The following is a 14595-nucleotide window of genomic DNA, read 5'->3' on the forward strand; positions in this document are numbered from 1 at the left end:
CGCCTTCCGCTCCCCCGGGCCTTTCCCGTCTCAACGATCAAGGAAGGGTACTCCGCAAGCGGTCGGCGGTGCAGCCGGATGGACAGGTCGGTTTCCCGGCCGCTCAGCTCAACTACGAGGTTCCCAGTGCCCGTTCTGCCATGCCAGGTCCTTGGGAGTGAGCGGATTCATAGCCGTGACGTCCCGCGGGGCGATGGCGAAGCCCTGCCAGTGCACGGGCATGGGCTGCTGGTCCTCGTCCCGGGCGATGTGGTGGAAGCCCACGTTCATCCAGACCACGGGGTGGGTGAGAGCCTGGCCGTTGACCCACTTGTCGACGGACTTCGGCGAACCGGTCGCACAGGCGGGATTGTTGCTGGCGAACAGCTCGCACTTGTTGTACTCGGTCACGTACACGTCGTGCTTGGTGAAGCTGCGGCCCGGGTACCTGGTGGTGGGCCCGGGGACCAGCTCGTACGAACGGGCGTGCCCGTCCTTGTTCTTGCCGGTCGCGCTGACCACCCGCCACCAGCGGTAGGTCTTGTAGTCACCCGCGAGTTCCCTGGTGACCTTGGTGCGGGTGGTCTTGGCGGTCGGGCCCTCCTGGTGCCCGGTGGGAGCGCTGACGGTCGAGTCGTACTGCTCGACCTTGGTCCCGGACGAGCCGTCGAGGCCGAAGTCGAGCCGCCAGAAGACGTTGTGGCTGTGGCTGGTGGAGTAGTCCTTGGCGCCCTTGCCGATGGGCCAGCCGCGGCCGTCCTGGGCGTTGTAGTCCTCCCAGGAGAGGCTGCCGGTCGCGCCCACGTTCATGTTGATCGTGCCGTCGTCCTGGAAGCGCCACTCGGTGATGTACTCGTACCAGCCGACCTGGTTGACCGTGTAGACCAGGAGGTCCTTGCCCTGCTGCTGGTAGGTCTTCTCCGTCTGCCGCAGGACGTCGTGCATGCGGTAGGCGTGACCGCGCGAACGGGTGGTCGTGCACAGGCCCTTGACGTTCGGGTGGCGCGGGTCCCCGTCCGGGACCTTGACGGTCCTGATGGTGCCGCCGGGGCACTCGCCGGGCGCCAGTTCCTGCAGCTCGGCGGCGAAGTCCTGGCCCGTCAGGTCGTAGTACTCGTGCTTGCCGTCGTCGTACGGGACGTGGATCTGGCCGAGTCTGGCGCTGTTGAGGACCTTGATCGGCCTGGCCTCGCCCTTGGGCTGGTAGGAGACGTTCTCCAGGACGAGTCCGGCCTTGCTGTCGTAGCGCCAGCACATCCGCCAGGTCGTGCCGGTGGAGAGCTTCTGCTCGATGGTGTAGGCCGCGCTGCAGCCGGGGGCCGCCGCGGGGGCGGTCTGCGGGCGGGCCGCGGCCGGGGCGGCGACCGTCGTCGCGCCGGCGGCCAGCGCGGCCAGGGACAGGCCGAGGGCCGCGGTCGTGCGGGCGGCGCGGCCGGCGGCGCGCGTCCGGGCGCCGCCGGGCAGGTGCTGGTCAGGCATGAAGGGGTGACTCCCTTGCCGGAGGTACGGGTGTGCGGGACGGACCGCGGCGCGTCAGCCGCGGTCGAGGGCTGCGGCCTTGCGGGTGCTCAGGTCGATCACCAGGTCCCTGGTGTCGATCCAGGGCCCGTTCAGGACCTTGGAGAACAGCCGCACGCACCGGTGCGTGCCGCACGTGTCGAGCACGGCGGGCTGGGCGCCCGGGGCGGCCTCGTAGATGCCGCCGCTCAGCTCCAGCTGGTCCGGCGAGGTGAGTTCCCTGCCGGTGGCGTCCTTGTAGTCCGCCTTGAGGCCCGCGCCCAGTGGGTCGGCGATCAGGATCCGGGCCGCCTCGGCGTTCTCGGCGCGGCTCGGCGGCGGCTGGACGCCGCGCCGGGTTCCGGTGTGCTCGACCTTGCCGGTCTCCAGGTTGACGGTCTTGGTGACGAGTGTGTCGTTCTTGTAGTCGTAGAAGGTCACGTCGGCCCGCCGCGGCGCGTCCGGGTCGTCGACCTCGCCGGCCTCGGGCTCCGCGAGGTCGACGCTCAGCCGCTGTGCTCCGCGGCCGCCGTCGACGTTCCGGCCCGTGGCCGACAGCCGGCCGGCCGCGGCGATCTTCTCGACCCGCCGCGTCTCGTCGCCGGTCAGCGGGTCACGGCCGGTGCCCCGTCGCCCCTCGGCGGGCGCCTGCTGGACGACGCCGGGCGGTGCGGCGTCCGGTTCCTGCCCGGCCTGCCGCCCGGCCCGGGTGCCGCCGGCGGCCCCTCCGGAGTCGTCCGCGCCCGCCGTGCCCGGCAGAGTGACCGCGACCATGGCGGCGGTCCCCGCCGCCGCGAGTGCCGCACCGGTCAGTACTTTGCCCAGATGGCGGTGGACTGTCTCACGCACATCTTCCCCCTGCTCCCCCTGGTCCCCGGGAGTACGTCCTGCCCCGCTGGTTCGGCGCACGGCGGGTACCAGAACCGCCGTGCGCACTGGTCGACGGGTAAGAGGCACGTGATTCAAGGGAGGTTGCGTCACTTTCGGACAAGACTCGGGGGCCAACGCGGCCCCAGGCGGACGGCACACCTGGGAGAGTCGTATCCATGCAGGTCTGGCCTGGAGAGGCGTATCCGCTCGGCGCCACCTATGACGGCGCCGGAACCAACTTCGCGGTCTTCACGGAGGCCGCGGACCGAGTAGAGCTGTGTCTGCTGCACGACGACGGCTCGGAGACGGCGGTGGAACTGCGCGAGAGCGACGCGTTCGTGCGGCACGCGTACCTGCCCGGGGTGATGCCCGGGCAGCGCTACGGATTCCGGGTGCACGGCCCGTACGATCCCGGCCGGGGGCAGCGCTGCAACTCGGCGAAGCTGCTGCTCGACCCGTACGCGAAGGCGGTCAGCGGGGCGGTCCGGTGGGGCGAGGAGGTGTACGGCTACCACTTCGGCGCGCCCGAGGAGCGCAACGACCTGGACTCGGCGCCGCACACCATGACCTCGGTGGTGATCAACCCCTACTTCGACTGGGGCGACGACCGTCCGCCCCGCACCGAGTACCACCACACGGTGATCTACGAGGCCCACGTCAAGGGCCTGACCATGCGCCACCCGGGGCTCCCGGAGGAACTGCGGGGCACCTACGCGGCGCTCGCGCACCCCGCGGTCATCGAACACCTGACCAAGCTCGGGGTGACGGCGCTCGAACTGATGCCCGTGCACCAGTTCGTGAACGACCACCGGCTGGCCGACATGGGCCTGAGCAACTACTGGGGCTACAACACCATCGGCTTCTTCGCCCCGCACAACGCGTACGCCTCCTGGGGCGACCGCGGCCAGCAGGTGCTGGAGTTCAAGTCGGCGGTCCGGGCGCTGCACGAGGCCGGGATCGAGGTGATCCTGGACGTGGTCTACAACCACACCGCCGAGGGCAACCACCTGGGTCCGACGCTGTCCTTCAAGGGCATCGACAACGCGTCGTACTACCGGCTGGCCGACGACCCCCGCTACTACATGGACACCACCGGCACCGGGAACTCGCTGCTCATGCGGTCCCCGCACGTGCTCCAGCTGATCATGGACTCGTTGCGGTACTGGGTCACCGAGATGCATGTCGACGGCTTCCGCTTCGACCTCGCGGCCACCCTGGCCCGGCAGTTCCACGAGGTGGACCGGCTGTCGTCGTTCTTCGACCTGGTGCAGCAGGACCCGGTGGTCTCCCAGGTGAAGCTGATCGCCGAGCCGTGGGACGTGGGCGAGGGCGGCTACCAGGTGGGGAACTTCCCGCCGCTGTGGACCGAGTGGAACGGCAAGTACCGCGACACGGTCCGGGACCTGTGGCGGGGCGAGCCGCGCGCGCTGGCCGAGTTCGCCTCCCGGCTGACCGGCTCCTCCGACCTCTACCAGGACGACGGCCGCCGGCCGCTGGCCTCGATCAACTTCGTCACCTGCCACGACGGTTTCACCCTGCACGACCTCGTCTCGTACAACGAGAAGCACAACGAGGCCAACGGCGAGGACAACCGGGACGGCGAGAGTCACAACCGGTCGTGGAACTGCGGGACGGAGGGCGACACCGACGATCCCGAGGTACTGCGGCTGCGCGCCCGGCAGATGCGGAACTTCGTCGCCACGCTGATGCTGTCCCAGGGCGTGCCGATGATCAGTCACGGTGACGAGTTCGCCCGCACCCAGGGCGGCAACAACAACGCCTACTGCCAGGACGGCGAGCTCTCGTGGATCCGGTGGCCGGAGCCCCCGGAGAGCGATCTGCTGGAGTTCACGCGCGCGATGGTGTGGCTGCGCCGCGACCATCCCGTCCTGCGCCGGCGCCGCTTCTTCCACGGCCGGCCGGTGGAGGGCACGCACGACGAGCTGTCCGACATCGCCTGGTTCACTCCGGAGGGCGGCGAGATGACGCAGCGGGACTGGAACTCGGCGCCGGCGTCCGCGCTGACGGTGTTCCTGAACGGCAACGCCATCTCCGAGCCCGGCCCGCGCGGGGAGCGCATCTCCGACGACTCCTTCCTGCTGATGTTCAACGCCTCGCCGGACCCCCTGGACTTCGTCGTGCCCGTCGACCACGGACGGCAGTGGCAGGTGGTCGTCGACACGGCCCGCCCGGAGGGGGTGCCGCCGGGGGCCGGCGCGAAGGTCGGCGCGGGCGACCGGCTCACCCTGCCGGACCGCAGCCTGACCGTGCTGCAGCGCCCGGCGTGACGCGGTGACGGCAGCCGCCGCCGGGACCCGCCCGTCCCGACGGCGGCTGCCCCCCCGGCCGCGGCGACCGGCGGTCGCGGTGCGTCAGGACGCTTCGGTGGGGTCCCGGTACGTCGTACGCACCCGGGCCCGGCCGGGGTGCACGCGTGCGGGGCCACCGCGCGGGCCGCCGGGTGCCGGGCGAAGCCCGTGCCGCAGACCGCCACCAGCACCGCCGCGCCGTCCGGGCCGTAGGCCGGGTGGGCGAACACCCCGGCCGGGCCGACGAGCGCCGGACCGAGGACGAACGACAGCTGGTCCCGCGTGCGGCGCCGCCCCCGTGTTCCCGTCGTCCCCATCGCTCGAATCCGGACACGCATGCGTGATCCGGGCAGAGGTGGATGACACGAAAGGCGGCGAGCGGGGTACGTAGGTTCCCATGACTTCTGCGCGACCCGGACCGGGGGTGCCCACGGCCACCTACCGGCTTCAGCTCCAGCCCGCGTTCCCGTTCGCCGCCGCCGAAGCGGCCGTCCCGTACCTGGCCTCGCTCGGCGTCTCGCACCTTCACCTGTCCCCCGTCCTGGAGGCCGTCCCGGGCTCCCCGCACGGCTACGACGTCGTGGACCCCACGCGCGTGCGCGCGGAACTGGGCGGCGAGGAGGGGCTGCGCGCGCTGGCGCGCACCGCCCGGGAACACGGCCTCGGCCTGGTGGTGGACATCGTGCCGAACCACATGGCGCTGGCCCCCCGGTACAACCCCGCGCTGTGGGAGGTGCTGCGGGAAGGGCCCGGGTCGCCGTACGCGCGCTGGTTCGACATCGACTGGGAGGCGCAGGGCGGCCGGGTGCTGCTGCCGGTGCTCGGCGGCCCGGTGGGTGCGGAGTCGGCGCACCTGGTGGCCGACGGCGACGTGCTGCGCTACCACGACCACGTCTTCCCGCTGCGCCCGGGCACCGGGCACCTGCCGCTGCCGGAGCTGCTGGACGCCCAGTGGTACCGCCCGGTGTGGTGGCGGCTGGCCCGCACCGAGCTGAACTACCGGCGGTTCTTCAGCATCTCGGAACTGATCGGGGTGCGGGTGGAGGATCCCGCGGTGTTCGACGCCACGCACGGCACGATCCTGCGGCTGCTGGCGGAGGGCGTGATCGACGGGTTGCGGGTCGATCATCCCGACGGGCTCGCGGACCCGGACGGCTACCTCGCGCGGCTGCACGAGGCGACCGGCGGCCGCTGGACGGTCGTGGAGAAGATCCTCGCCGACGGCGAGCGGCTGCCGGCCTCCTGGCCCGTCGCGGGCACCACGGGCTACGACGCCCTGCGGCACGTCGACGGCCTGTTCACGGACCGTACCGGGGCGTTCGAACTACTGGGGCGCTACCGGGCCTTCGCGGCGCCGCAGACGGACCGGGGCGGCAACTGGGAGGCCACGGTCCGGCGGGCCGCCTACAAGGTGCTCACGCACGAACTGGCGGCCGAGACCGAACGGCTCACCCGGGTGGCCGCCCGGCTGTGCGCCGCCTCGCCCGACCTGTCGCTGCGCGACCGGGCCCCCTGGGCGCTGCGTACGGCCGTGGAGGAGCTGCTGGTGCGGATGCGGGTCTACCGGCCGTACGCGTCCGGCGACGCCTCCGCCGTGATCACGGAGGAGGCCGCCGAGGAGGCCCGGCTGGCCTTCGTGGTGCCGGAGGAGGCCGAGGCCGTCGGCATCGTGCGCCGGCTGCTGGTCGAGCCGCCCGGCGACGCGTCGGCGCCGGACCACGCCGACCGGGTGGAGTTCCGCACCCGGTTCGCGCAGACCGCGTCGGCGCTGCGCGCCAAGTCGGTGGAGGACACGGCCTTCTACCGCTATGTGCCGCTGCTGTCGGCGACCGAGGTGGGCGGCGACCCGGGCGGTCCGGGCGTGTCGGTGGAGGACTTCCACGCCTACTGCGCGCGCGTGCAGCGCGACTGGCCGCTCACCGGCACGGTCGTCACCACGCACGACACCAAGCGCAGCGCCGACGTGCGGGCGGCGCTGGCCGTGCTGACCGAATGCCCGGACCGCTGGACGGAGTTGGTCGCCGAGCTGACCCGGGCCGAGGAGGGCGTGCCGGACGGGCAGCTGGCCTGGGCGGCCTGGCAGACGGTGTTCGGGCTGGGGCCGGCCGAGGAGGACCGGGTACGGCAGGCGCTGCTGAAGCATGTGCGCGAGGCCGGCATGTACACCAGTTGGACGGAGCAGGAGCCGCCGTACGAGGAGGCGGTGGCGGCCTTCGTCGCCGCGGGGCCGTGCGGGCCGCCCGGCGAGCGCGTGGCGGCCTTCCGGAAGGCTCTGGATCCGCACGTCCGGGCCAACGTCCTCGGCACGGCGCTGGTCCATCTGACGATGCCGGGCGTGCCGGACGTGTACCAGGGCACGGAGGGCGAGTACCGGGCGCTGGTGGACCCGGACAACCGGCGGCCGGTGGCGTTCCCGCCGGAGGCGCCCGGCGAGAAGGACGCGCTGACGGCGGCGGTGCTGCGGCTGCGGGCCCGGCGGCCGGACGTCTTCGGCGCGGGCGCGTCGTACGAGCCGCTGCACGCCGAGGGCCCGGCGGCCGAGCACTGTCTGGCGTTCACGCGCTCCGGTGCGGTGGTCACGGCGGTGACCCGGCTGTCGCTGCGGCTCGCGGAGGCGGGCGGCTGGGGGGAGACCCGGCTGCCGCTGCCGCCCGGCCGGTGGGCGGACGTGCTCGCCCCCGGACGGGAGTTCACCGGCCACGCGCGCGTGACGGACCTGCTGGACGGGTCGCCGGTGGCGCTGCTGGAACGGGTCCCGGAGGACTGACGGCGCGGGAGGGGCTCGGCGGGCCCCGGCGTGGCCGCGCACGGCACGGCTCCGCCCGGCCGGGCCCGGTACCGCCCGGCTCGGTCGGCCGGGCGGGTCAAGGGGCCGGGGCGGCGGGGGCCTCGCAGGTCTCGTGCGGCCCGGGGGTCCGCAGGGGAGGCCAGCCGGCGCGCAGGAGGTCCACGAAGGCCGCGGCGGCCCCGGTGGGCGGCACCCGCGCGTAGACGGCCAGGGTGCGCTTCCAGGCCGGGTCGGGGGTGAGGACCACACAGTCCTCGCCCACGGCACCGCGCACGATGTGGGCGGGCGCGGCGCACACACCCACGCCGGCGGCGGCCATGCGCACGGCCGTCGAGGTGTGCTCGGTCCACACTGCGGTCCGGGGCCGGAACCCGGCCTGTTCGCAGGCCCGGTCGAGGAAGCGCTCACCGTGCACGACGGGTTCCATGGCACAGCGGATCCACGCGCGGTCGGCGAGTTCCGGGAGCGTGATCGTCGTACGGCCCGCGAACCGGTCGTCGAAGGGCACGACGAGGACGATCTCCTCCTCGCCGACGGGGACGGCGGTGCCGGGCCGGCCGGTGGGCTCGGGCCCCACGGCGAGGTCGGCGGTGCCGCGCTGCACCGCCTCCTCCAGGGCCTCGGCGGTGGCGTACTCGTGCAGGCGCAGCAGGACCCTCGGGTGGGCCGCGCGCCAGCGGGCGAAGACGTCGGGCAGGGCGCCGACCGCGATCGAGTGCAGGGCCGCGACATGCAGTTCCCCGCCCTCCGCGCCGACGGTGGCGCGAGCCGCGCGGCGGGCCTGTGCGGCGCTGCGGACGGCGAGTTCGGCGTGCGGCAGGTACGCGCGGCCCATGGGGGTGAGGCGCACCCCCCGGGGCAGGCGCTCCAGCAGGGCGCCGCCGACCGACCTCTCCAGCGCCTTGACCTGGTGCGAGAGCGCGGGCTGGGTGACGTGCAGGACCTCCGCCGCGCGGGTGAACGACGCCTCCTGGACGACCGTCACGAAGTATTCCATCTGGCGCAGGCTCAACTCCGTGTCCTCTCCGGCGTCCGCCCATGAAGATCGTGCATGGATTCCACAACAACATTGCCTTGGACTCATGACAAGGGGTGGACGGAGGGTGGATGCCATGACCATCAACACATCCGACGTGATCGTCATCGGCGGCGGCACGGGCGGCTACAGCACCGCCCTGCGCGCCGCCGCCCTCGGGCTGGACGTCACCCTCGTCGAACGCGACAAGATCGGCGGAACCTGCCTCCACCGGGGCTGCATCCCGAGCAAGGCGATGCTGCACGCCGCCGAACTGGTCGACGGAATCGCCGAGGCCCGCGAACGCTGGGGCGTGAAGGCGACCGTGGACTGCGTCGACTGGGGTGCGCTGGTGGCCACGCGGGACGACATCGTGGCCCGCAACCACAAGGGGGTGGAGGCGCATCTCGGGCACGCGGGCGTGCGTGTCGTGCGGGGCAGCGCGCGGCTCACGGGGACGCGCACGGTGCGCGTGGAGGGTGTGCAGGACGGTTCCGCGCCAGGCGTACGGGATCTCACCGCGCGCCGTGCGATCGTCCTGGCGACCGGCTCCCGCCCGCGCACGCTCCCGGGGCTCGCGCCGGACGGCCGGCGCGTGGTGACGAGCGACGACGCGCTGTTCGCGCCGGGACTCCCGGCGTCCGTCCTGGTGCTGGGCGGCGGCGCGATCGGCGTGGAGTACGCCTCCTTCCACCGGTCCATGGGCGCCGAGGTGACTCTCGTGGAGGCCGCCGACCGGATCGTGCCGCTGGAGGACGCCGACGTGAGCCGGCACCTGACGCGGGGGCTGAGGAAGCGCGGGATCGAGGTGCAGCCCGGCACGCGGCTGCTGGACGCGGAACTGCTGGAGCACGGCGTGCACGCGCGCGTGCGGACCGCACGGGGAGAGACCCGGACGGTGGCGGCGGAGCGGCTGCTGGTGGCCGTCGGGCGGGTCCCGGTCACCGAGGGTCTGGGGCTGGACGCGGCCGGGCTGACGCCGGACGAGCGGGGGTTCGTCGTACCGGCGGACTGGAGCCGGCTGGAGACGGCCGTGCCGGGCATCCACGTCGTCGGCGACCTGCTGCCGCCGCCCTCGCTCGGCCTCGCCCACGCCTCGTTCGCGGAGGGCCTGCTCGTGGGCGAGACGCTGGCGGGCCTGGCGCCGGCGCCCGTCGACTACGCGGCCGTGCCCCGGGTGACGTACTCCTCGCCGCAGACGGCCTCGGTGGGGCTCGGTGAGGCGGAGGCACGCGCGCGCGGGCACGACGTCGACGTCGACACGATGCCGCTGACCGCGGTCGCCAAGGGCATGGTGCACGGTCGGGGCGGCATGGTGAAGGTGGTGACGGAGGCCGGTGGCGGGCAGGTGCTCGGCGTCCACCTGGTCGGGCCGCACGTGTCGGAGATGATCGCGGAGAGCCAGCTGATCGTCGGCTGGGACGCCGAGCCCTCGGACGTGGCCCGGCACGTGCACCCGCACCCCACGCTGTCGGAGGCGGTGGGCGAGGTGTTCCTGACGCTCGCGGGACGCGGCCTGCACCAGCAGTGAGCCCGTGACACGCAGGGGCCCGGGTACCGGCGGGCCCCTGCGTCCGGGCGCCCCCGGAGCCTCCCCGCCGACCGCTTGACAGTTCCCCCGTGCCGTGCGGGACTGGGAGGGCGAAGCCGGGCGGACAAGTCGGGGGGTGAGTCCTCTGCCGGAGCTGCGCTATCCCAGCGTTCCCGAACTGATCGCCTCCGCACGGGCGTTGGCAGCTCAGGAACCAGGGCTGTGCGCACTGCGCCAGGTGGGCGTCTCGCGCGGGGGAAGACCTCTGCACCTGCTGTCGGTGGGACACGCGCGCCGGGCGGTGCTGGTCGTCGCCGGCGCCCACGCCAATGAGCCGACGGGCGGTTCCACCCTGCGGGTGCTGGCCGAAAGAGTGGCGGCGGAGCGGGAGTTGCGGACGGGCACCTCCTGGCACTTCCTGCTGTGCGCGGACCCGGACGGCGCGAGCCTGCACGTCACCCCGGCGCCGCGCAGCCTGCTCGACTACCACCTCGGCTTCTACCGGCCGACGGGTGCGGAGCAGCCGGAGTGGTCGCCGTCGGTGCTCCCGCCGGACCGGCTGCCGCCCGAGACCCGGGCGCTGACCGGAGTGATCGACGAAGTGCGCCCTTACCTCCAGGTGACCCTGCACGGCACCGATCTGGGCGGCAGCTGGGTGCAGCTGACCAAGGACGTGCCGGGGCTCGCCGAGCCGTTCGCCAAGTCCGCGGCGGAGCTGCACATTCCGGTGGAGACGGGGGCGTCGGACGCGGCGGGCTGGCCGGCCGCCGGGCCCGGCGTGCACGTGATGCCCGGCCCGGAGACGGGCGTGGCCTATCCGAGCATGCCGGACGACGCCCGGCACAGCACCTGGTACCACGCGCACCGGTACGGCGGCCTGACGGCCGTGGTGGAGGTGCCGATGTGGGCCAGCGACCTGGTGGACGACCCGGCCCCGCACCCGGCGCCGGCGGCGGCCATGCGGCGCCTGGCCGCGCGGCTGCTGCGGGACGCCCGGGAGGTGGAGCGGGTCCTCGCCGACGCGCTGCCCCGGCTGGACGGTGTGGACGGGCCGCTGCTGCGGGCCGCCCGGTGGGCACTGGAGCTGATCCCTGGCCTGGCCGAGGACTGGATCCACACCTCTCCGGCGGGCACGACGATGGCGTACGTCGGCAGCGTGGACGCCTTCGGGCGGCGGCTGCCGCTGCGGGCCGCGGCGATGCTGCTCCGGGTGCTGCGGGAGGCGGACGACCGGGCGGCGCCGCGTCTGGAACGGCTCGTGGCCACCTGGTGCGACGCCTTCGCGGACCGGTTCCGGGCGCGCTGGGTGCCGTTGGAGAACCAGGTGGAGCACCAGTCCCGGACGGTGCTCGTGGCGGCACAGCAGGCACGTGAGCGGGATGCGTGAGCAGGCACGTGAGCGGGATGCGTGAGCAGGCACGTGAGCGGGATGCGTGAGCAGGCACGTGAGCGGGATGCGTGAGCAGGCACGTGAGCGGGTGGCGTGAGCAGGCACGTGAGCGGGTGGCGTGAGCCGTCGTGGCCCACGCCACCCGGGCCCGGACCGGCCGGTCAGCCGTCCATGGCGAAGACGTGTCGCGTCCGCGCCTTCATCACGCACGCGCTGGTGTACGTCTCCTGGAAGTCGACCGCCCGGCCGTTCCACCGCCCGCGCGCGTGGACGGTCACCGGGGCGTAGATCATCGTGCAGAAGACCTTCTCGGCCGGGATGCGGTCGATGGCACCGCCGGCGGCGGCCAGCTCGGCGCAGGCCTCGGCCGCGTGCCGGTGCCCTTGGGGCGGGTCGCACAGCAGCAGCGCGCCGGGGCCCTCCCCGGACTTGGCGTCGCCCTTGGCGACCGTCAGGTAGAGCCAGTTGCCCGAGAGGGTGTCGCGGGAGGCCGCCTGGGCCGGGCCCGCGGCGAGGAGACCGGCGGCGGCCAGCAGGGCGCCGGCCGCCGCTGCCGCTCTGGTGATGTATGTCATGCCCGATGCATCGGCACGGCCGGGCGTCTTCCGCAGTGCGGCTCACCCGAACGGGACGGCGCACGCGCGGGGCTGAGCGCCCGTTCGCACCGGACCGGCCGGGGGATCAGCCCGCGGCGAGCCGGAACGCCATGCGGCCGAAGGAGACCTGATCGCCCTCCCGGACGACGACCGAGCCGATCACCCGGCGGCCGTTGACAGTGGTGCCGTTGGTGGAGCCGAGGTCCTTGAGCACCCACATGCCGCCCTGGCGCCTCAGCTCGGCGTGCACCCGGGAGACGGTCTCGTGGTTCAGCCGCAGCCCGTTCGCGGGGTCGCGGCCGATGCGCAGCGGATGGGTGTGCGCCGGGTGCGGCAGCAGCAGCTTGGGCAGCCGCTCGGCCTGCCAGGCCCGGCGCAGCCGTACGGTGAACCCCGAAACGGCCTCGACGGTGCCGAAGACCGCGCGGGAGAACCGGTTCTCCTGGGGCAGGTCGGCGACGAGGGCGGCGAGTTCGTCGGAGCGGCGCGCGGCGAGCGCCAGCTCCATGCGGCGCACGAACGTGTCGTGCGAGAGCCGGCCCAGGGCGACGCCGTCGCGCAGCACCTGCAGCGCCTTGTCCCGCTCCGCGTCGGACAGACGCGCGGGGTAGGTGGAGAACTCGAAGGACGACGTCACGCTGGTGATTGTCGGGCAGTGAACCCCGGGTGTCCAGAAATCACGGAATCGGTGCCGAAACAGGGGCACTTCCGCGACACCTGCCGCGGAACGGCGCATTCGAAAGCGCTTTGATCGTCCGGGACGGCACGATGGACACGCGGGACATCACGGTGAGCAGACGAAGGGGAACCGTCCGTGCAGTTCGAGGTGTGGGCACCGCAGGCAGACCGAGTGACACTCCATTGCGAGGGCGCCACGCGCCCGTTGGCGCGCGATCCCGCGCGCGCGGGCTGGTGGACGGGCGAGGCGGAGGCGGAGGACGGCGCGCGGTACGGGTTCGCGCTGGACGACGGCCCCGTGCTGCCCGATCCGCGTGCCCGCCGCCAGCCGGACGGCCCGGACGGGCTGAGCGCGGTCGTGGACCACGGGCGCCACGAGTGGCGTGCGCCGTGGACGGGGCGGGGGCTGCCGGGTGCGGTGCTGTACGAGCTGCACGTGGGCACGTACACGCGCGAGGGCACGCTGGACGCTGCCGCGGCCCGGCTGGAGCACCTGGTGGAACTGGGCGTCACCCATGTCGAGTTGATGCCGCTCTGTCCTTTCCCGGGCCGGCACGGCTGGGGGTACGAGGGCGTGTCGCTGTGGGCGGTGCACGAGCCGTACGGCGGCCCGGAGGCACTGAAGCGCTTCGTCGACCGGGCGCACGGACTCGGGCTGGGCGTCGTCCTGGACGTCGTGCACAACCACCTGGGCCCGTCGGGCAACTATCTGCCCGCGTTCGGACCGTACTTCACGGACACCCACCACACGCCCTGGGGCGCGGCGGTGAACCTGGACGCGCCCGGCTCGGACGAGGTGCGCGCGTTCCTCCTGGGCAGCGCGCTGGCGTGGCTGCGGGACTACCGGATCGACGGGCTGCGGCTGGACGCGGTGCACGCGCTGCACGACACGCGCGCCTGCCACTTCCTGGAGGACCTGTCGGCGGCCGTGGACGGCCTGGCCGAGGAGGTGGGCAGGCCGCTGTTCCTGATCGCCGAGTCGGATCTGAACGACCCGCGGTTCATCACCGCGCGCGCGGAGGGCGGCCTCGGGCTGCACGCGCAGTGGAACGACGACTTCCACCATGCGCTGCACACCGCGCTGACCGGTGAGTCGCAGGGCTACTACGCCGACTTCGCGCGAGAGCCCTTCGCGGCGCTCGCCAAGACGCTGACCGGCGGTTTCTTCCACGACGGCACGTACTCCAGTTTCCGGGGCCGCCGGCACGGCCGGCCGCTGGACCGCGCGCGCGTGGCCGGGCACCGGCTGCTCGGCTACAGCCAGACCCACGACCAGATCGGCAACCGGGCGCAGGGCGACCGGCTCTCCGCCCGGCTGTCCCCGGGCCTGCTGGCCTGCGCGGCCACGCTGACGCTGACCGCGCCGTTCACGCCGATGCTGTTCATGGGCGAGGAGTGGGCGGCGGGCACGCCCTGGCAGTTCTTCACCGACCACACCGACCCCGAGCTGGCCGAGGCGGTACGGCGGGGCAGGCGGCGGGAGTTCACGGCGCACGGCTGGGCCGAGGAGGACGTGCCCGATCCGCAGGACCCGGCGACCCGGGAGCGGTCCTGCCTGGACTGGTCGGAGCCGGAGGACGAGCCCCACGCGCGCGTGCTGGCCTGGTACCGGGAGCTGATCGCGCTGCGCCACGCCCAGCCCGACCTCACCGACCCGGACCTCGCCGACACGAAGGTGGCCTTCGACGCGGACGCCCGCTGGCTGGCCTTCCGGCGCGGGGACGTACGGGTCGCGGTGAACCTGGGCAAGGAGCCGGCGGCGATCCCCCTGGGCACCGGCCGGGTGGAGGTCCTCGCGGCCTGGGACCCGGTCGAGGCACCGGGCCCGGACGGGCTGCTCCAGGTGCCCGGGGAGTCGTGCGTGGTGCTGACCCATCCCTGAGCGGGCCGGCGGGTCCCGCACGGCTGCCGTGAGCGGGTGCGGGGCCCTTGGAGGCGGCCT

10 protein-coding genes are annotated in these 14595 nt (G+C 73.6%); 5 read left to right on the forward strand and 5 right to left on the reverse strand.

Features of this window, described 5'->3' with window-relative positions; all coding sequences use genetic code 11:
* Positions 1–108: 108 nt before the first annotated feature.
* On the reverse strand, positions 109–1458 hold the full coding sequence (locus ACZ7KF_RS00960; RefSeq protein WP_471067895.1) for a copper amine oxidase: 1350 nt from the start codon (positions 1456–1458) through the stop codon (positions 109–111).
* A gap of 54 nt (positions 1459–1512) precedes the next feature.
* A complete protein-coding gene (locus tag ACZ7KF_RS00965; protein ID WP_471067900.1) occupies positions 1513–2325 on the reverse strand; it encodes a Tat pathway signal sequence domain protein in 813 nt (270 codons plus the stop codon).
* 197 nt (positions 2326–2522) lie between these two features.
* Here ACZ7KF_RS00965 and glgX point away from each other — a divergent pair, with 197 nt between their 5' ends.
* Both glgX and treY read left to right on the forward strand, forming a co-directional pair.
* Positions 2523–4634 carry a glycogen debranching protein GlgX gene (gene glgX, locus ACZ7KF_RS00970; protein ID WP_471067904.1) on the forward strand — a complete coding sequence of 704 codons (2112 nt, stop codon included), beginning with the start codon at positions 2523–2525 and terminating at the stop codon, positions 4632–4634.
* A 418-nt stretch (positions 4635–5052) separates the two neighbouring features.
* Positions 5053–7422, forward strand: coding sequence for a malto-oligosyltrehalose synthase (gene treY, locus ACZ7KF_RS00975; RefSeq protein WP_471067907.1), 2370 nt, complete (start codon positions 5053–5055; stop codon positions 7420–7422).
* A 97-nt stretch (positions 7423–7519) separates the two neighbouring features.
* On the opposite strand, the gene ACZ7KF_RS00980 is transcribed toward treY, so the two are convergent.
* Positions 7520–8455, reverse strand: coding sequence for a LysR family transcriptional regulator (locus tag ACZ7KF_RS00980; RefSeq protein ID WP_471067910.1), 936 nt, complete (start codon positions 8453–8455; stop codon positions 7520–7522).
* Positions 8456–8555: 100 nt separating this feature from the next.
* Between ACZ7KF_RS00980 and lpdA the strand changes: the two genes are divergently transcribed.
* Together lpdA and ACZ7KF_RS00990 are read left to right on the forward strand one after the other, a co-directional pair.
* On the forward strand, positions 8556–9989 hold the full coding sequence (gene lpdA, locus ACZ7KF_RS00985) for a dihydrolipoyl dehydrogenase (protein ID WP_471067912.1): 1434 nt from the start codon (positions 8556–8558) through the stop codon (positions 9987–9989).
* A gap of 136 nt (positions 9990–10125) precedes the next feature.
* Positions 10126–11376 (forward strand): M14 family zinc carboxypeptidase, encoded by a 1251-nt coding sequence (locus tag ACZ7KF_RS00990; protein ID WP_471067913.1) that lies wholly within the window; start codon positions 10126–10128, stop codon positions 11374–11376.
* Positions 11377–11540: 164 nt separating this feature from the next.
* On the opposite strand, the gene ACZ7KF_RS00995 is transcribed toward ACZ7KF_RS00990, so the two are convergent.
* Together ACZ7KF_RS00995 and ACZ7KF_RS01000 are read right to left on the reverse strand one after the other, a co-directional pair.
* Positions 11541–11954, reverse strand: a complete 414-nt coding sequence (locus ACZ7KF_RS00995; protein ID WP_471067914.1) for an SSI family serine proteinase inhibitor — start codon at positions 11952–11954, stop codon at positions 11541–11543.
* A gap of 106 nt (positions 11955–12060) precedes the next feature.
* Entirely contained in the window at positions 12061–12612 is a 552-nt protein-coding gene (locus ACZ7KF_RS01000) for an FHA domain-containing protein (RefSeq protein WP_471067915.1), read from the reverse strand.
* 177 nt (positions 12613–12789) lie between these two features.
* Between ACZ7KF_RS01000 and treZ the strand changes: the two genes are divergently transcribed.
* A complete protein-coding gene (gene treZ, locus ACZ7KF_RS01005; protein WP_471067917.1) occupies positions 12790–14535 on the forward strand; it encodes a malto-oligosyltrehalose trehalohydrolase in 1746 nt (581 codons plus the stop codon).
* Positions 14536–14595: the final 60 nt, after the last annotated feature.

This window comes from Streptomyces sp. NPDC038200 (assembly GCF_055600785.1).